Annotated in this window: 17 protein-coding genes and 5 tRNA genes; 15 read left to right on the forward strand and 7 right to left on the reverse strand. The window is 62.0% G+C overall.

Features of this window, described 5'->3' with window-relative positions; genetic code table 11:
* Window positions 1-190: 190 nt before the first annotated feature.
* Entirely contained in the window at window positions 191-1516 is a 1326-nt protein-coding gene (trhP, locus tag BW992_RS16000; RefSeq protein ID WP_072430691.1) for a prephenate-dependent tRNA uridine(34) hydroxylase TrhP, read from the reverse strand.
* Between the two features lie 150 nt (window positions 1517-1666).
* On the opposite strand from trhP, the gene BW992_RS16005 reads away from it, so the two are divergent.
* Window positions 1667-2728 (forward strand): AI-2E family transporter, encoded by a 1062-nt coding sequence (locus BW992_RS16005; RefSeq protein ID WP_072392211.1) that lies wholly within the window; start codon window positions 1667-1669, stop codon window positions 2726-2728.
* A gap of 128 nt (window positions 2729-2856) precedes the next feature.
* Here the strand turns inward: BW992_RS16005 and BW992_RS16010 are convergent, their stop codons facing one another.
* The 4 genes from BW992_RS16010 to BW992_RS16025 form a co-directional block, all read right to left on the reverse strand.
* On the reverse strand, window positions 2857-3039 hold the full coding sequence (locus BW992_RS16010; protein ID WP_072392214.1) for a hypothetical protein: 183 nt from the start codon (window positions 3037-3039) through the stop codon (window positions 2857-2859).
* 89 nt (window positions 3040-3128) lie between these two features.
* Window positions 3129-3323 carry a hypothetical protein gene (locus tag BW992_RS16015; RefSeq protein ID WP_072393063.1) on the reverse strand — a complete coding sequence of 65 codons (195 nt, stop codon included), beginning with the start codon at window positions 3321-3323 and terminating at the stop codon, window positions 3129-3131.
* A gap of 289 nt (window positions 3324-3612) precedes the next feature.
* A tRNA-Asn gene (locus BW992_RS16020) sits at window positions 3613-3688 on the reverse strand.
* 194 nt (window positions 3689-3882) lie between these two features.
* Window positions 3883-5079: an amino acid aminotransferase gene (locus BW992_RS16025; RefSeq protein WP_072392217.1), complete on the reverse strand. Its 1197-nt coding sequence runs from the start codon at window positions 5077-5079 to the stop codon at window positions 3883-3885.
* A gap of 333 nt (window positions 5080-5412) precedes the next feature.
* Between BW992_RS16025 and uvrB the strand changes: the two genes are divergently transcribed.
* From uvrB to BW992_RS16080, 11 genes are all read left to right on the forward strand, one after another.
* Complete coding sequence (uvrB, locus tag BW992_RS16030) at window positions 5413-7428, forward strand: excinuclease ABC subunit UvrB (RefSeq protein ID WP_072392220.1); 2016 nt, start codon at window positions 5413-5415, stop codon at window positions 7426-7428.
* A 225-nt stretch (window positions 7429-7653) separates the two neighbouring features.
* Complete coding sequence (gene gltX, locus BW992_RS16035) at window positions 7654-9135, forward strand: glutamate--tRNA ligase (protein ID WP_072458159.1); 1482 nt, start codon at window positions 7654-7656, stop codon at window positions 9133-9135.
* A gap of 146 nt (window positions 9136-9281) precedes the next feature.
* Window positions 9282-9357: transfer RNA gene (locus tag BW992_RS16040), tRNA-Ala, on the forward strand.
* A gap of 78 nt (window positions 9358-9435) precedes the next feature.
* Window positions 9436-9511: transfer RNA gene (locus tag BW992_RS16045), tRNA-Glu, on the forward strand.
* Window positions 9512-9564: 53 nt separating this feature from the next.
* Window positions 9565-9640: transfer RNA gene (locus BW992_RS16050), tRNA-Ala, on the forward strand.
* A gap of 75 nt (window positions 9641-9715) precedes the next feature.
* Window positions 9716-9791: transfer RNA gene (locus tag BW992_RS16055), tRNA-Glu, on the forward strand.
* Between the two features lie 179 nt (window positions 9792-9970).
* Window positions 9971-10510, forward strand: a complete 540-nt coding sequence (locus tag BW992_RS16060; protein WP_072392227.1) for a TetR/AcrR family transcriptional regulator — start codon at window positions 9971-9973, stop codon at window positions 10508-10510.
* A 28-nt stretch (window positions 10511-10538) separates the two neighbouring features.
* Window positions 10539-11372 carry an alpha/beta fold hydrolase gene (locus BW992_RS16065; protein WP_072392230.1) on the forward strand — a complete coding sequence of 278 codons (834 nt, stop codon included), beginning with the start codon at window positions 10539-10541 and terminating at the stop codon, window positions 11370-11372.
* 65 nt (window positions 11373-11437) lie between these two features.
* Window positions 11438-11920 carry an acyl-CoA thioesterase gene (locus BW992_RS16070; RefSeq protein ID WP_072392233.1) on the forward strand — a complete coding sequence of 161 codons (483 nt, stop codon included), beginning with the start codon at window positions 11438-11440 and terminating at the stop codon, window positions 11918-11920.
* 32 nt (window positions 11921-11952) lie between these two features.
* On the forward strand, window positions 11953-12912 hold the full coding sequence (locus tag BW992_RS16075) for a tRNA dihydrouridine synthase (protein WP_072392236.1): 960 nt from the start codon (window positions 11953-11955) through the stop codon (window positions 12910-12912).
* Between the two features lie 120 nt (window positions 12913-13032).
* A complete protein-coding gene (locus BW992_RS16080; protein WP_072392239.1) occupies window positions 13033-13485 on the forward strand; it encodes an Hsp20 family protein in 453 nt (150 codons plus the stop codon).
* Window positions 13486-13544: 59 nt separating this feature from the next.
* Here the strand turns inward: BW992_RS16080 and BW992_RS16085 are convergent, their stop codons facing one another.
* Window positions 13545-16823, reverse strand: coding sequence for an EAL domain-containing protein (locus BW992_RS16085; protein ID WP_072392242.1), 3279 nt, complete (start codon window positions 16821-16823; stop codon window positions 13545-13547).
* A 66-nt stretch (window positions 16824-16889) separates the two neighbouring features.
* Entirely contained in the window at window positions 16890-17780 is an 891-nt protein-coding gene (locus BW992_RS16090) for a LysR family transcriptional regulator (protein WP_072392245.1), read from the reverse strand.
* Window positions 17781-17938: 158 nt separating this feature from the next.
* Here BW992_RS16090 and leuC point away from each other — a divergent pair, with 158 nt between their 5' ends.
* From leuC to BW992_RS16105, 3 genes are all read left to right on the forward strand, one after another.
* On the forward strand, window positions 17939-19357 hold the full coding sequence (gene leuC / locus BW992_RS16095; protein ID WP_072392249.1) for a 3-isopropylmalate dehydratase large subunit: 1419 nt from the start codon (window positions 17939-17941) through the stop codon (window positions 19355-19357).
* A gap of 12 nt (window positions 19358-19369) precedes the next feature.
* On the forward strand, window positions 19370-20014 hold the full coding sequence (gene leuD / locus BW992_RS16100; RefSeq protein WP_072392252.1) for a 3-isopropylmalate dehydratase small subunit: 645 nt from the start codon (window positions 19370-19372) through the stop codon (window positions 20012-20014).
* Window positions 20015-20097: 83 nt separating this feature from the next.
* A complete protein-coding gene (locus BW992_RS16105) occupies window positions 20098-20862 on the forward strand; it encodes a class I SAM-dependent methyltransferase (RefSeq protein ID WP_072392256.1) in 765 nt (254 codons plus the stop codon).
* Window positions 20863-20910 lie beyond the last annotated feature (48 nt).

The following is a 20910-nucleotide window of genomic DNA, read 5'->3' on the forward strand; positions in this document are numbered from 1 at the left end:
TCGCCTGGGCTACCGGGCCCTATCGAAAGTGGAGGATCGCAGCCTTCGGCAGTTTCTGCCGCGACCAAAGGCCGGGCAGGACCCCTGTGGGTGCGAGCTTGCTCGCGACAGAGGCGGATCGGTCATCGAAGTGTTGCCTGGGCAGCCGCCATCGCGAGCAAGCTCGCTCCCACAGGGGCAACTGTAACCGCTAGGGTGCCTGCACATCCCGCATCAACAACCCGAACCGCAGATCCACCGCGTCCGGGATCGGCACGTACACCACATGTCCATCCCCCGGGGCGACGTCGATGCTCTGGCCCTTGGCGTTCTGCAACTGATGCAGGTCGAAGTGGAAGTTGCCCTTGGGTGTCATCAATTCCATGTGATCGCCCAGGCCGAAGCGGTTCTTGACCCTTACTTCCGCCAGGCGCTCGCGACGCTCGCCGGTCAGTTCGCCGACGAACTGCTGGCGCTCCGACACCGAGCTGCCGTTCTGGTAGTTCTGATATTCATCGTGCACATGCCGCCGCAGAAAGCCTTCGGTGTAGCCGCGCTGGGCCAGTGATTCGAGGTCGGTCATCAGGCTGCGGTCGAATTCCCGGCCGGCCACGGCGTCGTCGATCGCCCGGCGGTAAACCTGGGTGGCACGGGCGCAATAGAAGTGGGACTTGGTCCGGCCTTCGATCTTCAGCGAGTGCACCCCCATGCGGGTGAGCCGCTCCACGTGCTGGACCGCACGCAGGTCCTTGGCGTTCATTATGTAGGTGCCGTGCTCGTCCTCGAAGGCGGGCATGGACTCGTCCGGGCGATTGGCCTCCTGGAGCAGGAATACCTGGTCCGTGGGGGCGCCCAGGCCGAGCGTGGGTTCGGGCTGGTAGCTCTGCACGATTTCGCCGGTCACGTTTTCCATGGCCGGTTGCGCCGAATACTTCCAGCGACAGGCATTGGTGCAACTGCCCTGGTTGGCGTCGCGCCGGTTCAGGTATCCCGACAGCAGGCAGCGCCCGGAATAGGCCATGCACAGCGCGCCATGGACGAACACTTCCAGCTCCATGGCCGGGACCTGCTGGCGAATCTCGGCGATTTCCTCCAGGGACAGCTCCCGGGACAGGATGATCCGGCTCAAGCCCTGTTGCTGCCAGAACTCCACGCTTGCCCAGTTCACCGTGTTGGCCTGGACCGACAGGTGGATGGGCATCTCTGGGAAATGCCGGCGAACCAGCATGATCAGTCCCGGGTCGGACATGATCAGCGCATCCGGCGCCATGGCGATCACAGGTTCCAGATCCTTGAGGAAGGTGCGCAGCTTGGCGTTGTGCGGGGCGATGTTGACCACCACGTAAAACCGCTTGCCCATGGCCTGGGCCTCGCCGATGCCCAGGGCCAGGTTGGCGTGATCGAATTCATTGTTGCGCACCCGCAGGCTGTAGCGCGGCTGGCCGGCGTACACCGCATCGGCTCCGTAGGCGAAGGCATAGCGCATGTTTTTCAGGGTGCCGGCGGGGGCGAGCAGTTCGGGGGCTACGAGGGGCATGGTGGCGTCGGATCGCAAAAAGCGGCGAGGGTAATCCGCGTCCGGTCGAGCAGTATTGATGCAGGTCAATGCGGGGGTGGGCAAACGCGACGGCACTCCGGCGAGTCCGGGCTGACTAACGTTTATCCCGCCTCTGGACATGGAAAGCTGATGAATCGAAAGATGCTGCAGAACAAAGCCCAGATGTCGCTGTTGGTGCTGGTCACCGTCGCGTTCATCTGGATCCTGTTACCCTTCTACGGAGCGGTCTTCTGGGCGGTGATCCTGGCCATTGTCTTTGCGCCGATGCAGCGTCGCGTGCAGCTGAAGTTCGGCTGGCAGCGCAACGTCACCTCGCTGTTCACCCTCAGTATCTGCGTGCTGATCGCGATCCTGCCGGTGATCGTCATCAGCATGCTGCTGGTGCAGGAGGGCACGGCCCTCTACAAGAGCCTGGAGAGCGGCGAGCTGGACGTTGCCGATTACCTGGCCCGGTTCAAGGAAGCCTTGCCCCCGTATTTCCAGAACCTGTTCGACCGTTTCGGCCTGGGTAACCTGAACGGGTTGCGCGACAGAATCGTCAAGAGCGCCATGCAGGGCAGCGAGTTCTTCGCCACCCAGGCCTTCAGCTTCGGCCAGGGGACTTTCCAGTTCCTGGTCAGCTTCTTCGTGATGCTCTATCTGCTGTTCTTCTTCCTGCGCGATGGCGCGGAACTGGCGCGCAAGGTGCGCGCCGCCGTACCGCTGGCCGAATACCAGAAGCGTCGGCTGCAATTGAAGTTCAACCGGGTGGTGCGGGCGACCGTCAAGGGCAACCTGCTGGTGGCGATCACCCAAGGGGCGCTGGGTGGGCTGATTTTCTGGATCCTGGGCATCCCGACGGTGTTGCCATGGGCGGTGCTGATGGCGTTCCTGTCCCTGTTGCCTGCCGTTGGCGCGGGGCTGGTGTGGGCGCCGGTGGCGGTGTATTTCCTGCTGTCGGGGGCGATCTGGCAAGGTGTGGTGCTGACGCTGTTCGGCGTGTTCGTGATCGGGCTGGTGGATAACTTCCTGCGTCCGATCCTGGTGGGCAAGGACACCAAGATGCCTGATTACCTGGTGCTGGTGTCGACCCTGGGCGGCCTGGCGGTGTTCGGGCTCAACGGGTTCGTGATCGGCCCCTTGATCGCCGCGCTGTTCATCTCGTGCTGGGCGCTGTTCGTGGAAAGCCAGCCCAAGGTGAAGCTGCCTTAGGCTCTGTACGAAAAGTCTTGAAACCAAGGTCAGGCAAGGCGAAAACAGCCGAACAAGCGCCGTGTACTGGAGTGCATGAGCATTGCGAGGCAGTTTTCAGCGCGACATGAACCCGTATCAAGGCTTTCTTAGGCGGTCAGCACATAGGGGCCGATACGTTGGGACAGGGCCTGGGCGGCGGGCAATGAAGTCAGCGGGCCGCTGATGGTCACGCCATCCTGCACCAGATACCAGCAGGCCAGCAGACCGCGTTCCCTGAGCGGGGCGGGGACGGCACTGCCGATGACAGACATGATTCGAACCTTGGACATTGGGCACCTCCATCAATCGATGGAGCTACCTTACGGTTCAGGCGGCGGGACGAAAAATCAACAGTCTCGATAGTAGGAATCGACGCCGCTCAGTCGACCACCAGATCGAGCATATGCACCACTTCCCGCTCATTGAGTACGCCCTTGCGGACCAGGTTCTCCGTCAGCAACGAAAGAAACTTGGCGCTGCGATGGCCTTCCAGGTGCTTGAGCTCGGTCAACACGTTATACACCTTGCTGGAGGTGCACAGGCCGACGATGCGGTGGGGATTTTGTGTGGGCATACCTTCGTCCTTGTTGTTATGAAGCTGTTGTTGACGGACAGCGCCAGCTTGCGGCAGCGCCATGACACTCGCGTGACAGCTTGGGTTTGAGAAAAAGAAAGCAGGATTCAGACCATAATGCCTTTTTGGCGCCGGATTATTGTTCTGGCAGCGACCTCGGGGAGGCTTATTCGGCCATCCCCCAGGCTGAATGCGACGCCTGGCTCAAGCTTTGCCCCTGTACAGGGCAAAAGCCGCCCACAAAAAAGCCCCTGAACCTTTCGATTCAGGGGCTTCTTGTCTTGCTGTCTGGCTCCACGACCTGGACTCGAACCAGGGACCCAGTGATTAACAGTCACTTGCTCTACCAACTGAGCTATCGCGGAATGACGCGTATGTTACTGATTGGAAAAGAGAAGTCAAGCTTTGGGTGGTGAATCGGGCGCTCGAAGGGAGGTGGGTGCTCGCTCGGTCACTTGTTACTGCTTCACACAGCCTAGACGCCGAGGAAACAGAGGACCTTGTGTGAGCGAGCAAGCCCGCCCCCACAAAATCTTACTTTCCCGTTATTTCGCGGGCCTCATATGACCTGCACGATCGCCTTGGTCACCGCATCGATGTTGTTCTGGTTCAACGCGGCCACGCAGATGCGACCGGTGTCCAGGGCGTAGATACCGAACTCGTTGCGCAGGCGCGCCACTTGTTCAACGGTCAGGCCGGAGTAGGAGAACATACCGCGCTGGCGTGCGACGAAGCTGAAGTCGCGGTGCGGCGCTGCCTTGGCCAGCATGTCCACCATCTGATTGCGCATGCCGCGGATCCGCAGGCGCATTTCAGCCAGTTCCGCTTCCCACTGGGCACGCAGCTCGGGGCTGTTGAGGACGGCGGCCACGATGCTGGCACCGTGGGTCGGCGGGTTGGAGTAGTTGGTGCGGATCACGCGCTTGACCTGGGACAGCACCCGGGCACTTTCTTCTTTCGATTCGCTGACGATCGACAGTGCGCCAACACGTTCGCCGTACAGGGAGAACGACTTGGAGAACGAGCTGGACGCGAAGAAGGTCAGGCCCGATTCGGCGAACAGGCGCACGGCCGCCGCGTCTTCGTCGATACCGTCGCCGAAGCCCTGGTACGCCATGTCCAGGAACGGAACGTGATTCTTGGCCTTGACCACGGCCAGCACGTTTTTCCAGTCTTCGGGGCTCAAGTCCACGCCGGTCGGGTTGTGGCAGCAAGCGTGCAGCACAATGATCGAACGGTCGGGCAGGGCGTTGAGGTCTTCCAGCAGGCCCGAGCGGTTCACGTCGTGGGTGGCGGCGTCATAGTAGCGGTAGTTCTGCACCGGGAAACCGGCGGTCTCGAACAGGGCGCGGTGGTTTTCCCAGCTTGGGTCGCTGATGGCCACGACGGCGTCGGGCAGCAGTTGCTTGAGGAAGTCGGCCCCGATCTTCAGCGCGCCGGTGCCGCCCACAGCCTGGGTGGTGATGACGCGACCGGAGGCGATCAGGGGCGAGTCCTTGCCGAACAGCAAGGTCTGCACCGCCTGGTCATAAGCGGCAATACCGTCGATCGGCAGGTAGCCACGGGAAACGTGCTGGGCCACGCGAATCGTCTCGGCTTCGACCACGGCGCGCAGGAGTGGAATACGCCCCTCTTCATTGCAGTACACGCCTACGCCCAGGTTGACCTTGTTGGTACGGGTGTCGGCGTTGAATGCTTCGTTGAGGCCCAGGATGGGGTCGCGGGGTGCCAATTCGACAGCGGAAAACAGGCTCATTATTGCGCGGCTCTGAATGGAGTAAGAGGGGACGTGTCACGCTCCAGCCGAATGCACTAGAGCGGTGCACAAACGGGGAGCTAGTATAGAGGCCATCACCGGGTACCGCGACAGGCGATTCAGCTTTTACGGTAAGTATTTTCGATTTTTTTTCGACCGTTAGTCCTGGTGCGGCGTCAAAGTCCACAAGGCGCGTAGGACGTCCGTCTTGAAAGCGAAGGCATTCAACTCCACATTGGATGCATTCCAGCTTTTTCTTCGGGCGACATCCGTCGTTTCGGTCTTTCTCGTTTCTGTCGCCTGGCCGACAGGAGTGAATCCAGAGGTTATGTCATGTCTGAATTCCAGCTCGTCACCCGATTCAAGCCCGCCGGCGACCAGCCGGAAGCCATCCGCCTGATGGTCGAAGGTATCGAGGCGGGCCTGGCCCATCAGACGCTGCTCGGCGTCACCGGTTCGGGCAAGACCTTCAGCATCGCCAACGTGATCGCCCAGGTGCAGCGTCCGACCCTGGTACTGGCGCCGAACAAGACCCTGGCGGCGCAGCTGTATGGCGAGTTCAAGGCGTTTTTCCCGAACAACGCGGTGGAATACTTCGTTTCCTACTACGACTACTACCAGCCTGAAGCCTATGTGCCTTCGTCGGACACCTTCATCGAGAAGGATGCCTCGATCAACGACCACATCGAGCAGATGCGGCTGTCGGCCACCAAGGCGTTGCTGGAGCGCAAGGATGCGATCATTGTCACCACGGTGTCGTGCATCTACGGCCTGGGTAGCCCGGAGACCTACCTGAAGATGGTGTTGCACGTCGACCGCGGCGACAAACTCGATCAGCGGGCCTTGTTGCGGCGCCTGGCGGACCTGCAATACACCCGCAACGACATGGATTTCGCCCGGGCGACCTTCCGGGTGCGTGGCGATGTGATCGACATCTATCCGGCGGAATCGGACCTGGAGGCGATCCGCATCGAGTTGTTCGACGATGAAGTGGAGAGCATTTCGGCGTTCGACCCGCTGACCGGCGAGGTGATCCGCAAGCTGCCACGCTTTACCTTCTATCCCAAGAGCCACTACGTCACGCCCCGGGAAACCCTGCTGGACGCCATCGAGGGCATCAAGGCCGAGCTGCAAGAACGCCTGGAATACCTGCGTTCGAACAACAAGCTGGTGGAAGCCCAGCGCCTGGAGCAGCGAACCCGTTTCGACCTGGAGATGATCCTGGAGCTGGGCTACTGCAACGGTATCGAAAACTACTCGCGTTACCTGTCGGGTCGCCCGGCGGGCGCACCGCCGCCCACCTTGTACGATTACCTGCCGGCCGACGCCTTGCTGGTGATCGACGAGTCCCACGTCAGCGTGCCCCAGGTCGGCGCCATGTACAAAGGCGACCGTTCGCGCAAGGAAACCCTGGTGGAATACGGGTTCCGCCTGCCCTCGGCGCTGGACAACCGACCCATGCGCTTCGATGAATGGGAGAGCGTCAGCCCGCAGACGATCTTTGTCTCGGCCACCCCCGGCAATTACGAGGCCGAGCATGCCGGACGCGTGGTCGAGCAGGTGGTACGTCCCACCGGGCTGGTCGACCCGCAGGTGGAAGTGCGTCCGGCGCTGACCCAGGTAGATGACCTGCTCTCGGAAATCAACAAGCGCGTGGCGGTGGAGGAGCGCGTGCTGGTCACTACGCTGACCAAGCGCATGGCCGAAGACCTTACCGATTACCTGGCCGATCACGGTGTGCGGGTGCGTTACCTGCACTCGGATATCGACACGGTGGAGCGGGTCGAGATTATCCGCGACCTGCGCCTGGGAACCTTCGACGTGCTGGTGGGCATCAACCTGCTGCGTGAGGGCCTGGACATGCCGGAAGTGTCCCTGGTGGCGATTCTCGATGCCGACAAGGAAGGATTCCTGCGCTCCGAGCGTTCGCTGATCCAGACCATCGGCCGCGCCGCCCGTAACCTCAACGGCCGGGCGATTCTCTACGCCGACAACATGACCGGCTCCATGGAGCGGGCCATCGGCGAGACCGAACGCCGCCGCGAGAAACAGATCGCGTTCAACCTGGCCAACGGCATCACGCCCAAGGGGGTCTTCAAGGACGTGGCGGACATCATGGAAGGCGCCACCGTGCCAGGCTCTCGCAGCAAGAAGCGCAAGGGCATGGCCAAGGCCGCCGAAGAGAGCGCCCGCTACGAGGCCGAACTGCGCTCGCCCAGCGAAATCACCAAGCGTATCCGCCAGTTGGAAGAGAAGATGTACCAGTTGGCCCGGGACCTGGAATTCGAGGCAGCGGCGCAATTGCGTGACGAAATTGGCAAGTTGCGCGAGCGGTTGCTGACTGTCTGAGGCTGCGTGGCGACCTCAAGGGCTTCATCGCGAGCAAGCTCGCTCCCACAGTTCGATCGAGTCGCCCCATGATCCCTTGTGGGGAGCGAGCTTGCTCGCGATGGGGGCGACTCGGTCTGACGACTGGCCACACAAATCCCGCTCTCACTGGAGCCCGCCCGCCATCGCCTGTTACCATTCGCCCCCTGTTTCATCTTCGCTTTTATATTCTTTCCGAGACATGCCATGACCACCGTCCGCACCCGCATCGCGCCTTCGCCCACTGGCGATCCCCATGTCGGCACCGCTTACATCGCCTTGTTCAACTATTGCTTTGCCAAGCAGCATGGCGGTGAGTTCATCCTGCGGATCGAGGACACCGATCAGTTGCGCTCGACCCGTGAGTCCGAGCAGCAGATTTTCGACGCCTTGCGCTGGTTGGGCATCGACTGGAGCGAAGGTCCGGATGTCGGCGGCCCGCACGGTCCGTACCGCCAGAGCGAGCGTGGTGACATCTACAAGCAGTATTGCCAGCAGTTGGTGGACATGGGGCATGCGTTCCCGTGTTTCTGCACCGCCGAAGAGCTGGACCAGATGCGCGCCGAGCAGATCGCCCGTGGCGAAACCCCGCGCTATGACGGCCGGGCGCTGCTGCTGTCCAAGGAAGAAGTCGCTCGTCGCCTGGCGGCCGGCGAGCCCCATGTGATCCGCATGAAAGTGCCGACCGAAGGCGTCTGCGTGGTGCCGGACATGCTGCGTGGCGATGTCGAGATCCCGTGGGACCGCATGGACATGCAAGTGCTGATGAAGACCGACGGCCTGCCGACGTACTTCCTGGCCAACGTGGTCGACGATCACCTGATGGGCATCACCCACGTATTGCGCGGTGAAGAATGGCTGCCGTCGGCGCCGAAACTGATCCTGCTGTATGAATACTTCGGCTGGGAGCAGCCGCAGCTGTGCTACATGCCGCTGCTGCGTAACCCGGACAAGAGCAAGCTGTCCAAACGCAAGAACCCCACCTCGGTGACCTTCTACGAGCGCATGGGCTTCATGCCCGAGGCAATGCTCAACTACCTGGGCCGCATGGGCTGGTCGATGCCGGACGAGCGCGAGAAGTTCTCGCTGCAGGAAATGGTCGAGCACTTCGACCTGTCGCGCGTCTCCCTGGGCGGGCCGATCTTCGACATCGAGAAGCTGTCGTGGCTCAACGGCCAGTGGTTGCGCGACTTGCCGGTGGAAGAATTTGCCGCTCGCGTGCAGAAATGGGCGCTCAACCCCGAGTACATGATGAAGATCGCGCCCCATGTGCAGGGCAGGGTAGAGACATTCAGCCAGATCGCGCCGCTGGCCGGCTTCTTCTTCGCCGGTGGCGTGACACCGGATGCGAAGCTTTTCGAATCCAAGAAGCTCTCCGGCGACCAGGTGCGCCAACTGATGCAGCTGATCCTCTGGAAGCTCGAAAGCCTGCGCCAGTGGGAAAAGGACACGATCACCGCGACCATCCAGGCCGTGGTCGAGTCCCTGGAGTTGAAACTGCGCGATGCCATGCCGTTGATGTTCGCTGCCATTACCGGCCAGGCCAGCTCGGTATCGGTGCTCGATGCAATGGAAATCCTCGGGCCGGACCTGACCCGTTTCCGCCTGCGCCAGGCCATCGATCTGCTCGGTGGCGTGTCGAAGAAGGAAAACAAGGAGTGGGAAAAACTGCTGGGCGCCATCGCCTGAGCAGTCGATGAGGCAGGGCATGCCCCGGTTTTCCGGGGTTTGTCGGTAAGTGATTGTTATCCCGGCAAAAAATTTTCAGATTTGTTGAAAATAAATTTGACAGCCTTCTGATACGCCCTTAAGATTCGCCCCGTCCTCAGCGATGAGGGGCTATAGCTCAGCTGGGAGAGCGCTTGCATGGCATGCAAGAGGTCGACGGTTCGATCCCGTCTAGCTCCACCAATTTACACTTCAAGGCTTGGCCACACCGGCCTTGAAGCGATCAACACTCAGCGTTGATCAGTTGTTAGAAGGGTTTGCGTCCCCTTCGTCTAGTGGCCTAGGACACCGCCCTTTCACGGCGGTAACAGGGGTTCGAGTCCCCTAGGGGACGCCAGTTTTACAGAAGCGATGTTACAAGATGTCGCTCCGCCGCGAGGCGAAAAATCCGGGGCTATAGCTCAGCTGGGAGAGCGCTTGCATGGCATGCAAGAGGTCGACGGTTCGATCCCGTCTAGCTCCACCAATTTGAACTTCAAGGTCTGGCCACACCGGCCTTGAAGTGATCAGTTCTCAGCGCTGATCAAGTCAGAAGGTTTGTGTCCCCTTCGTCTAGTGGCCTAGGACACCGCCCTTTCACGGCGGTAACAGGGGTTCGAGTCCCCTAGGGGACGCCACGATTACCCGCACTGCGGGATTTTTAAGGGTCATTCAATTCTTGAATGGCCCTTTTGTTTGTTTGGCGTTCGGCCAATTCTCCAATACCCCAATTCACGTACCTGACCAACGGTCTCTTTTCTGCTTGCAGAAAATTATTATGCGTATAATATTTCAATCGTAATATTCGGAGGCAGCGATGAGCGATAAAAAGGCACAAACCCGTGAACGCATTATCAAGGCCGCCAGCGACGCGCTGATCCAGCGTGGGCCGGCGGAACCGAGCGTGGGCGAGGTGATGGGAGCGGCCGGGCTGACGGTCGGTGGTTTCTATGCCCATTTTGAAAGCAAGGACGCCCTGATGCTGGAGGCGTTCAAGCAACTGCTGGGCCGGCGTCGCGGCATGATCGCGGATATGAATGCCGAGCTGACCGATGAAGAGCGGCGCGCCCTGGTGGCCGCGTTCTATCTGTCGCGAAAGCATCGGGACTCCACCGAGAACGCCTGCCCGATTCCTGCCTCCATCGGCGAGCTTGGCCGGCTGCCGGATCCGTTTCGTGAAGTGCTCAATGAACATATCGAGTTGATGGCTGCACAACTGGCAGGCAGCCCGGACGACGCCGATAAAGCCCTGGCCGACATCGCATTGATGGTCGGTGGCCTGGCCCTGGCACGGGCATTGGGTCCGGGGGAGCTGTCGGATCGTTTGTTGCGTGCGGCCAAGTCGGCGGTGCGTTGAGCCAACAAGCAAGCCCTGGAGACAAGCAATGGACAGGTTAAGCTGGATTCGTGGTGTGAATGGCACGCTTGGCCGGGTAGCCCCGGGCCTGGTGGCAAAGAAAATGCGGACGCTGTTCATGCGGCCTCGAAATCTGCCACCACGGGACTGGGAGCTGCCATTGCTGGCAAGTTCCGAGCGCATCACCTTGCGCTTCGGTCTCTCTGCCTTGCGCTGGGGCAAGGGGCCGACCGTCCTGCTGATGCACGGCTGGGAAGGGCGACCCACGCAATTCGCCGCGCTGATCACGGCCTTGGTGGACGCCGGGTATACGGTGGTGGCGCTGGATGGACCGGCCCATGGTCGCTCTCCGGGCCACGAGGCGAACGTCCTGCTGTTCGCCAGGGCCATGCTCGAGGCCGCGGCTGAGTTGCCGCCGTTGCAAGCCGTGATCGGGCATTCCATGGGGGGCGCCAGCGCCATGCTTGCGGTGCAACTGGGATTGCGTACCGAAACCCTGGTCAGCATCGCCGCGCCTGCGCGCATCCTGGGGGTGCTGCGCGGTTTTGCCCGGATCATGGGAATGCCGCCCCGGGCGCGGTCCGCGTTCATTCGCCAAGTGGAAAAGGACGTGGGCATGCCGGCCTCGAAGATGGATGTCGCTCACTATCAATTGGATGTGCCGGGGCTGGTGGTCCATGCCGAGGACGACACCTCGGTGTCGGTCAAGGAGTCGCAACTGATCCACGAGGCCTGGTTCGACAGCCGGCTGCTGCGCTTGCCGGCCGGCGGGCATCAACGGGTGCTGGCCGATCCGCGCGTGATCGACGGTGTGTTGTCGCTGCTGGCCGGACGCAGCCTGCAAGCGCGGCAATCGGCCTGAGCGTACCCGCGAACGCTGCGCGATCCGTTACACTGCCCCGATCCATATTCGACCGGGAGAGGGGCATGGGCTGGGATCGGGCAACACCGTTCATCATTGATCTTCAAGTGGCTGGCGAAGACATCGACGGGTTGGGCCACGCCAACAACGCGGTCTACGTCACCTGGCTCGAGCGCTGCGCCTGGCGCCACTCCCAGCGCCTTGGGCTGGATCTGGCAGAGTATCGACGGCTGGACCGGGCCATGGCCGTCGTGCGCCATGAAGTCGACTACCTGGCAGCCGCCTATGAAGGCGATGAACTGCAATTGGCCACCTGGATCGTCGACTGGGACCAGCGCCTGAAGATGACCCGGCATTTCCAGTTGATTCGTCCCAGCGACAACACCACGTTGCTGCGCGCCCAGACCACGTTCGTCTGTATCGAGCTGTCCACCGGCAGGCCCAAGCGCATGCCGCCGGAATTCATCGAAGGCTATGGCCCGGCGATCGGTTCCCGCGACAGCGAGACGGCTCGCGATGGCGCCGATTTTGTAGGCGAAATCCGGTAAACTGCCGCACGTTTTTTCGTTGAGTGTTTCCCATGCAAATTGCCCTGGCGCCCATGGAGGGGTTGGTCGACAACATCCTGCGGGATGTCCTGACCCGTGTTGGCGGGATCGACTGGTGCGTCACCGAGTTCATTCGCATCAATGATCGCCTGCTCACGCCGACCTACTTTCACAAGCTCGCCCCGGAATTGCTGACCGGCGCCCGGACCGCCGCCGGTGTGCCGCTGCGGGTGCAATTGCTGGGTTCCGATCCGGTGTGCCTGGCGGAAAACGCCGCCTTGGCCTGTGAGTTGGGCTCGCAGGTCATCGACCTGAACTTCGGCTGCCCGGCCAAGACCGTGAACAAGTCCCGGGGCGGAGCGGTGCTGCTCAAGGAGCCGGAGCTGCTCAACGAGATCGTCACGCACGTACGGCGTGCGGTGCCTGGGCATATTCCTGTCACCGCCAAGATGCGCCTGGGCTTCGACAGCCCGGACGGCGCGCTGGTCTGTGCCACGGCTCTGGCCGAAGGTGGCGCCGCCCACATCGTGGTGCACGCGCGGACCAAGACCGACGGCTACAAGCCGCCGGCTCACTGGGAGTGGATCCCTCGGGTCCAGGAAGTGGTCAAGGTGCCGGTGTTCGCCAATGGCGATATCTGGAGCGTCGAAGACTGGCGCCGTTGCCGCCAAATCAGCGGCGTCGAGGACATCATGCTCGGTCGCGGCCTCGTTTCCCGCCCCGACCTGGCCCGGCAGATTGCAGCGGCTCGGGCCGGGGAAGAAGTGGTGCCGATGTCCTGGGCCGAGTTGCAACCCATGCTCCAGGATTTCTGGGGGCAAGTGGTCGAGCAACTGACACCGCGCCAGGCTCCCGGCCGGCTCAAGCAATGGTTGGCAATGCTGACGCGCAATTATCCCGAGGCAGCGACGCTGTTCAGCGCGTTGCGGCGGGAAACCGAACTGGATGCGGTAGGGCATCTGCTGGGTGTGAAACGTACCGAAGCGGCCTGAAAAAAATTTCAGAAAAAGCTCTTGAAAAGTATTTGGCGGCCCCTAGATAAGGGGTACGCGATGCCGAATCCGGGTCGCGGAGACAAAAAAACTTGCTGAATTTTTCAGGAGATTTGAATCATGAGTACTGCATTTTCGCTGGCCCCTCTGTTCCGTTCCTCGGTAGGCTTCGATCGTTTCAACGATCTTTTCGAAACCGCCCTGCGCAACGAACCGGGCAGCAGCTATCCACCCTACAACGTGGAAAAACATGGCGATGACGAATACCGCATCGTGGTCGCCGCCGCTGGGTTCCGGGAGGAAGACCTGGACCTTCAGGTGGAAAAAGGTGTGCTGACCATCAGCGGCGGCAAGCGCGAGGCCAGCAATGACAGCGTGACCTACCTGCACCAGGGCATCGCCCAGCGTGCGTTCAAGTTGTCCTTCCGGTTGGCTGACCATATCGAGATCAAGTCCGCCGGCCTGAGCAACGGTCTGTTGAGCATCGACCTGTTGCGTGTGGTACCGGAAGAGGCCAAGGCCAAGCGCATCCCGATCAACGGAGCGCAGCAGCAACCCGCGCTGCAGAACTGATGCATCGCAATTAAAGAAGGGCGCCGAAATGGCGCCCTTTTTCATTCTGTAGATCAGGGTCACGGCAACAGCCGCTCGAACGCCTCCAGCGGCAACGGCCGGCTGTGCAGGTAGCCTTGGTACAGGTGGCAATCGAGCCCTTGCAGAAATTGCAGTTGTTCCAGTGTTTCCACCCCTTCGGCGATCATTTCCAGGTTGAGGCTGCGGGCCATGGCGACGATGGCGCGGATGATTTCAGCGTCGTTGGGGTCGCTGGTGGCGTCGCGTACGAACGACTGATCGATTTTCAGGGTGTCCACCGGCAGGCGCTTGAGGTAGGTCAGGGATGAATAGCCGGTGCCGAAATCGTCCATGGCGAAGCTCACCCCCAGTTTCTTCAGGCGGCGCATCTTGGCGATGGTGTCGTCCAGGTTCTGGATCACGATGCCTTCGGTGATTTCCAGTTTCAGCATCGTGAAAGGCAGGCCATGGGTCGCCAGGCTGCTTTCGATGCGCTCGACGAAATCGCTCTGGCGGAACTGTCGCGGGCTGATATTCACGCACAGGCTGAAACGCCGGGGATCGATCTTGCCCTTGGCGATCAGTTGCTTGAAACCGTCGCAGGCTTCGTCGAGGATCCAGGTGCCGACCTCCAGGATCAGCCCGCTGTCCTCCAGCACCTTGATGAATTCATTGGGCGATTGGGCGCCCAGTTCGGGATGGTGCCAGCGCACCAGGGTCTCGGCACCGATGATACGGTTGTCCCGGGCGTCGACCTGGGGTTGGAAATGCACGCTGAATTCCCCGCGAGCCAGGGCCTGGCGCAGGTCGGTTTCCATGCGCAAGCGTTCGCTGGCGGCCTTTTGCATGGTGGTGTGGAACATCTGTGACGTGTTGCGTCCCGAATCCTTGGCCCGGTACAGCGCGATATCGGCGCGCTTGAGCAGGTCGGCGGGCGTGGAGCCATGGTCGGGAATCAGCGCCATGCCGATGCTTGGCGTGACTTGCAGCCGCTGGCCATCGAGGGACATCGGCTCCGAGAGCAGTTCTCGCAGGGTATCGGCCAGTTTCTGCACCTGCTCGGTGACTTCGCTGCGGCTACCTTCGAGGCCGCTGAGCAAGACCACGAATTCGTCGCCACCCAGGCGCGCCACCGTGTCCTCCTGGCGCACGCTGGCCTCCAGGCGCGCGGTGATGATCTTCAGCACTGTATCGCCCACCGGATGGCCCAGTGAGTCGTTGATGTGCTTGAAGTGGTCCAGATCGAGGAACAGCAGCGCACCGCGCAGGTCATGGCGCTTGAGCAAGGCGATCTGCTGGCTCAGGCGGTCCATCAGCAAGGCACGGTTGGGCAGGTTGGTCAGCGGATCGTGATAGGCCAGGTGGCGAATCTGTGCTTCGGCGTTGCGCAGCAGGCTGACATCCCGGGCGGTGAGCAACAGGCAATCGGTTTCGTTGAGGGTGATGGGCTCGACCGACACCTCCACGGTGAGCAACTCCCCGCGCTTGTTGCGCCCGAGCATTTCCTGGTGGTGCACGCGTCCCTTGAGCTGCAGTTCGGCCAGCAGTGCCGTGCGCTGTTTGGCTTCGGCCCAGATGCCCACCTCGAACACGGTATGGCCGAGTACCTCGTCGGCGCGGTAGCCGGTCAGGCGACAGAAGCCATCGTTGACCTCGAGGTAGCGGCCGCTTTCACGTTCGGTGATGGTGATGGCGTCGGGGCTGGAATGGAATGCCTTGGCGAACTTTTCCTCGCTGGCCTTGAGGGCCGCTTCGGAGCGTTGCTGCTGGGTAATGTCCCGCAGCGTGGTCACGATGCAGGGCTGGTTGTCGACGTTGATCTGGCGGCTGGAGATCACGCAGGTCAGCGGATGGCCGGACCTGTGGTGCACGACAATGGCGACATTGCTCAGGGACTGCTCGCGGATCACCCGCTCGATGCGCTGCAGGCTGCTGCCCGAGGCATCCCAGAGGCCGATCTCGTCGGCACTGCGGCCAATCACGTCGCTGGCGGTCCAGCCGAATGTCTGGGTAAAGCTCGAATTGATCTCCAGGAACCGGCCGCTGTCCTGGTGAGTGAGGCAGATCGGGTCGGGACTGACCTGGAACAACGTGGCGAATTTTTCTTCCGATGCCGCCAGGCTCTGTTCGCGCTCCACCTGGTCGGTGATGTCGAGCAGGGTGCCGGCCATGCGCAATGGGCTGCCATCGTCGTTGCGATACAGACGGGCGCGACTTTCCAGGTAGCGGGAGCTGCCGTCCGGCAGTTGCACCCGATAGGTCAACTGGTAATTGCCCGCCGGGCCTTCGCGCAGGCTGCGGTAGGCGTTGCGCATGTTGTTGCGTTCTTCGTCCGGTACGCCTTCGAAGAACGCGTCGAAGGATTCGTGGAACGGCTTGGGTTCCAGGCCATGGAGCTGCGCGGCCCGGGCCGAGCCGTAGAGCATGCCGCTGGGGATGTGCCAGTCCCAGGTGCCCAGTTGCGCCGAGTCGAGGGCCAGGTCCAGGCGTTCCTGGCTGTCCTTGAGGGCCTGCTCGGCCAGCTTGCGTTCGGTGGTGTCGAGAAAGGTGCTCAGCAGATAGGGTTGGCCTTCGAGTTCGACCTTCTGCGCGCTGAGTATGCCGCTGTGGATCTGGCCGTTGCTGGCCCGGAATTCCACTTCCATGCTCACCAGCTCGCCCTTGGCCTTGGTCGCTTCCACCAGCCTGGCCCTTTGGCTGGGGTCGACCCACAAGCCCAGCTCCAGGGTGGTCCGGCCGATCACATCATGCACCGGCCAGCCGAACAGGCTCTCGAAATACTGGTTGGCTTCGCTGATCAGCCCGTCTTCCTGGCGGGTCAGCAGCACCATGTTCGGGCAGAGATGAAAAAGCGTGGCGAAGCGCTTTTCCGAACTGCGCAGGGCCTGTTCGCGCTCGCGTTGATGGGTGATCTCGCGGATCACCCCGATCATGCGCGGACGGCCGTGCTTGTCGGGCAGTACGCTGCCACTGATTTCCAGCCAGTGCAGGCTGCCGTCGGGCCAGACGATGCGGTGGTGCATGGCCTGTTCCAGTGGCGCACCGGCCACGGCCGCGTGGAAGGCCCGGACGGCCTTGGCCCGGTCTTCGGGCAGCAGGAGGTCCAGGTAGTCCACATCGGCCGGCAATGGCTGGCGCGGATCGAAGCCGAACAGCGCCTGGGTGCCCCGGGACCAGCTGATCTTGCCGCTATCGATATCCCACGACCAGGCCCCCAGGCGCGCGCCGTTCAGGGCGGCCAGCAACTGCGGCGCGCTGTCCCAGCTTTGCTCGGACCGCTTGGGGTCGAGTGCCTGGATGCGCGGCAGGGGCGGGATATGGTCGGCAGGGTTGGGCATTATCTAGCGGGCCTTGGGCAGTTGGGCGTTAGGCACGGGCATTCGGCCCTAGAGGAGTCGCACGACTTATGCCTGGGTCCCTGGCAGATCGATTTGTGCGTCCAGTAGGGCCATGAAGGCCCGAGCAGCGTTCGACAGCGTCCGTTCGGTGTGCAAGATATAGCCTAGCTGGCGACTGAGCTGTATGCCCGGCAAAGGTATGCGAGCCACCTGATCGTCGAGCATCGTGCGTGGCAGGACGCTCCAGGCCAGGCCGATGGAGACCATCATTTTTATGGTTTCCAGATAATTCGTGCTCATGGCGATGTTCGGCGTCAGGCCCTGGGCCTCGAACAGGCGTTGCACGATGTGGTGGGTAAAGGTGTTGCCCCCCGGGAAGACCGCCGGGTGCAGGGCGATGTCCGCCAGGCTCACGCTGGCGTTGTCCAGCAGTGCGTGCTCCGGCGCTACCACGAAGTCCAGGGGATCGTCCCATACCGGCGTGGCGCGCATCAGGGTGTGGGGTTCGGGGGCGAGGGTGATGACCGCCAACTCCGCCCGGCCATGGAGGATTTCCTCATAGGCCACTTCCGAATCCAGGAACTGGATGTCCAGCGCGACCTGGGGGTAGCGGCGGGTGAATTCCCGCAACAGAGGCGGCAGGCGATGCAGGCCGATGTGGTGGCTGGTGGCAAGGGTCAGCCGCCCGCTGACCTCGCCGGTCAGGTTGGTCAGGGCGCGACGGGTGTCGTCCAGTACGTTGAGGATCTGATAAGCCCGTGGCAGCAGGGCCCGACCGGCTTCGGTCAGGCCTATTTCACGGCCCAGGCGGTCGAACAGGCGTACGTTGAGCTGTTGTTCCAGGCCGGCGATGCGCTTGCTGATGGCCGGCTGGGTCAGGTGCAGGCGCTCGCCGGCACCGGAGAAGCTGCCGGTCTCGGCAATGGCAATAAAGGCATTGAGGTTGGCAAGGTCCATGGCCGTCTCGATTGAATTCCTGTTGGTTATGCAAAGTATGAAAAATATGAATTTGAGTTATTTAATGTAGCCTCATAACATCAGCCTCACAAGCCAGAGGGTTATTGAATTCATTCAAGGCCCGGGGCATAGAAACAAGCTGATGAGGAAACCGTCTGATGGCCGGCAAAACGCTCTACGACAAGCTCTGGGATTCGCACCTGGTCAAGCAGCGCGACGATGGTTCGGCGCTGATCTATATCGACCGTCACATCATCCACGAAGTGACGTCGCCGCAGGCTTTCGAAGGCCTGCGCCTGGCCGGGCGCAAGCCGTGGCGCATCGATGCCAACATCGCGACCCCGGACCACAACGTGCCGACCACTGCGGAGCGCAAGGGCGGCATCGACGCGATTGTCGACCAGGTCTCGCGCCTGCAGGTCCAGACCCTCGATGACAACTGCGACGAATATGGCATCGTCGAATTCAAGATGAACGACGTGCGCCAGGGCATCGTCCACGTCATCGGCCCGGAGCAAGGCGCGACCCTGCCGGGCATGACCGTGGTCTGCGGCGACTCGCACACCTCGACCCACGGTGCCTTTGGCGCCTTGGCCCACGGTATCGGCACCTCCGAGGTGGAGCATGTGCTCGCCACCCAGTGCCTGGTGGCCAAGAAAATGAAGAACATGCTGGTGCGCGTCGAGGGCAAGCTGCCGTTCGGCGTGACCGCCAAGGACATCGTCCTGGCCGTGATCGGCAAGATCGGCACCGCCGGCGGTAACGGCCATGCCATCGAGTTCGCTGGCAGCGCCATCCGTGACCTGTCCGTCGAAGGCCGCATGACCATCTGCAACATGTCCATCGAGGCCGGTGCCCGGGTCGGGCTGGTGGCCGCCGATGAAAAAACCATCGAGTACGTCAAGGGCCGTCCGTTCGCCCCGAAAGGCGTCGAATGGGACAAGGCAGTGCAAGCCTGGAAAGACCTGGTGTCCGATCCCGATGCGACATTCGATACCGTGGTCGAGCTCGACGCCGCGCAGATCAAGCCGCAGGTCAGCTGGGGCACTTCGCCGGAAATGGTGCTGGCCGTCGACCAGAACGTCCCCGATCCGGCCAAGGAAATGGACCTGGTCAAGCGCGACTCCATTGTCCGCGCCTTGAAGTACATGGGCTTGAGCGCCAACCAGGCGATTACCGACATCAAGCTCGACCGCGTGTTCATCGGCTCCTGCACCAACTCGCGGATCGAAGACCTGCGCGCCGCGGCGGTAATCGCCAAGGGCCGCAAGGTGGCCTCGACCATCAAGCAGGCCATCGTCGTACCGGGTTCCGGCCTGGTGAAGGCCCAGGCGGAAGCGGAAGGGCTGGACAAGATCTTCCTCGAGGCCGGTTTCGAGTGGCGCGAGCCAGGGTGCTCCATGTGCCTGGCGATGAACCCTGACCGCCTGGAATCGGGCGAGCATTGCGCTTCCACCTCCAACCGTAACTTCGAAGGCCGTCAGGGCGCCGGTGGCCGTACGCACCTGGTGAGCCCGGCCATGGCCGCTGCGGCGGCCGTCAACGGCCGTTTCGTCGACGTCCGCGAATTGATCTGAAGGAGCGCAGCAATGAAAGCTTTTACCCAGCACACCGGTCTTGTCGCGCCTTTGGATCGTGCCAACGTCGACACCGACCAGATCATTCCCAAGCAATTCCTGAAGTCCATCAAGCGCACCGGTTTCGGCCCGAACCTGTTCGACGAATGGCGCTACCTGGATGTCGGCCAGCCATACCAGGACAACTCCAAGCGGCCGTTGAACAAGGATTTCGTGCTCAACGCCGAGCGCTACCAGGGCGCCAGTGTGTTGCTGGCCCGGGAGAACTTCGGTTGCGGTTCGAGCCGCGAGCACGCGCCGTGGGCTCTTGAAGAGTACGGTTTCCGCAGCATCATCGCGCCGAGCTACGCCGATATCTTCTTCAATAACAGCTTCAAGAACGGCCTGCTGCCGATCATCCTGAGCGACGCTGAAGTGGACGAGCTGTTCCAGCAGGTCGAGGCCAACCCGGGCTACCAGTTGCAGATCGATCTGGCAGCGCAAACCGTGACCCGTCCAGACGGCAAGGTGCTGAGCTTCGAGATCGATGCGTTCCGCAAGCATTGCCTGCTCAACGGCCTGGACGACATCGGCCTGACCTTGCAGGACAGTGACGCGATTGCCGCGTTCGAAGCCAAGCACCGAGCGAGCCAGCCCTGGTTGTTTCGCGATGCTTGATGGATCGATGTAGGCAGTACCGGCTTCATCGCGAGCTTGCTCGCGATGGGGTCCACCCAGGCAAAAAAACATAAGGACATCCCATGACCAGCACTGCCCACAGTCAGGTTGTACAAAAGCAATTCGGTGAGCAGGCTGCGGCCTACCTGAGCAGTGCCGTGCACGCCCAGGGCGCTGAGTTCGCGCTGCTACAGGCCGAACTGAAGGGACGTCCCGAGGCCCGCGTCCTGGACCTGGGCTGCGGTGCCGGTCACGTCAGTTTCCACGTGGCGCCCCTGGCCGGTGAAGTGGTGGCCTACGATCTATCCCAACAGATGTTGGATGTCGTGGCCACAGCAGCGGCCGAGCGTGGCCTGGGCAATATCAGCACGGTGCGGGGCGCCGCCGAGCGCCTGCCGTTCGCCGCCGCTGAGTTCGACTTCGTGTTCAGCCGCTATTCGGCGCATCATTGGAGCGACCTGGGCCTGGCGCTGCGGGAAGTGCGCCGGGTACTCAAGCCGGGCGGGGTGGCGGCCTTCATCGATATCCTTTCGCCGGGTGCGCCGTTGCTGGACACCTACCTGCAGAGCGTTGAAGTGCTGCGCGACACCAGTCATGTGCGCGATTATTCGGCCGGCGAATGGTTGCGCCAGGTCAGTGAAGCGGGGTTGCACACCCGCAGCACCTCGCGCCAGCGCCTGCGCCTGGAGTACCGCTCGTGGGTCGAGCGCATGCGCACCCCCGAGGTGATGCGGGCGGCGATACTCGAGCTGCAGCGTGCCATGGGCGACGAAGTGCGTGAATATTTTGAGATTGAGGCCGATGGTTCGTTCAGTACAGATGTACTGGTGCTGTGGGCCGAGCGATAGCCTTTTTCCCGGCCAGCCCCAGGGGCCTGTGCCGATAGAGCAAACGAG

It is taken from the genome of Pseudomonas sp. 7SR1 (assembly GCF_900156465.1).
Classification (GTDB): domain Bacteria; phylum Pseudomonadota; class Gammaproteobacteria; order Pseudomonadales; family Pseudomonadaceae; genus Aquipseudomonas.

Bases quoted from the DNA above. Each gene is read 5' to 3' on its own strand.
- BW992_RS16080 (WP_072392239.1), top strand. From the start codon at position 13,033: ATGAGTACTGCATTTTCGCTGGCCCCTCTGTTCCGTTCCTCGGTAGGC.
- BW992_RS16090 (WP_072392245.1), bottom strand. From the start codon at position 17,780: ATGGACCTTGCCAACCTCAATGCCTTTATTGCCATTGCCGAGACCGGC.
- gltX (WP_072458159.1), top strand. From the start codon at position 7,654: ATGACCACCGTCCGCACCCGCATCGCGCCTTCGCCCACTGGCGATCCC.
- BW992_RS16070 (WP_072392233.1), top strand. From the start codon at position 11,438: ATGGGCTGGGATCGGGCAACACCGTTCATCATTGATCTTCAAGTGGCT.
- BW992_RS16085 (WP_072392242.1), bottom strand. From the start codon at position 16,823: ATGCCCAACCCTGCCGACCATATCCCGCCCCTGCCGCGCATCCAGGCA.
- BW992_RS16060 (WP_072392227.1), top strand. From the start codon at position 9,971: ATGAGCGATAAAAAGGCACAAACCCGTGAACGCATTATCAAGGCCGCC.
- uvrB (WP_072392220.1), top strand. From the start codon at position 5,413: ATGTCTGAATTCCAGCTCGTCACCCGATTCAAGCCCGCCGGCGACCAG.
- leuD (WP_072392252.1), top strand. From the start codon at position 19,370: ATGAAAGCTTTTACCCAGCACACCGGTCTTGTCGCGCCTTTGGATCGT.
- trhP (WP_072430691.1), bottom strand. From the start codon at position 1,516: ATGCCCCTCGTAGCCCCCGAACTGCTCGCCCCCGCCGGCACCCTGAAA.
- leuC (WP_072392249.1), top strand. From the start codon at position 17,939: ATGGCCGGCAAAACGCTCTACGACAAGCTCTGGGATTCGCACCTGGTC.
- BW992_RS16015 (WP_072393063.1), bottom strand. From the start codon at position 3,323: ATGCCCACACAAAATCCCCACCGCATCGTCGGCCTGTGCACCTCCAGC.
- BW992_RS16025 (WP_072392217.1), bottom strand. From the start codon at position 5,079: ATGAGCCTGTTTTCCGCTGTCGAATTGGCACCCCGCGACCCCATCCTG.
- BW992_RS16010 (WP_072392214.1), bottom strand. From the start codon at position 3,039: ATGTCCAAGGTTCGAATCATGTCTGTCATCGGCAGTGCCGTCCCCGCC.
- BW992_RS16065 (WP_072392230.1), top strand. From the start codon at position 10,539: ATGGACAGGTTAAGCTGGATTCGTGGTGTGAATGGCACGCTTGGCCGG.
- BW992_RS16075 (WP_072392236.1), top strand. From the start codon at position 11,953: ATGCAAATTGCCCTGGCGCCCATGGAGGGGTTGGTCGACAACATCCTG.
- BW992_RS16005 (WP_072392211.1), top strand. From the start codon at position 1,667: ATGAATCGAAAGATGCTGCAGAACAAAGCCCAGATGTCGCTGTTGGTG.
- BW992_RS16105 (WP_072392256.1), top strand. From the start codon at position 20,098: ATGACCAGCACTGCCCACAGTCAGGTTGTACAAAAGCAATTCGGTGAG.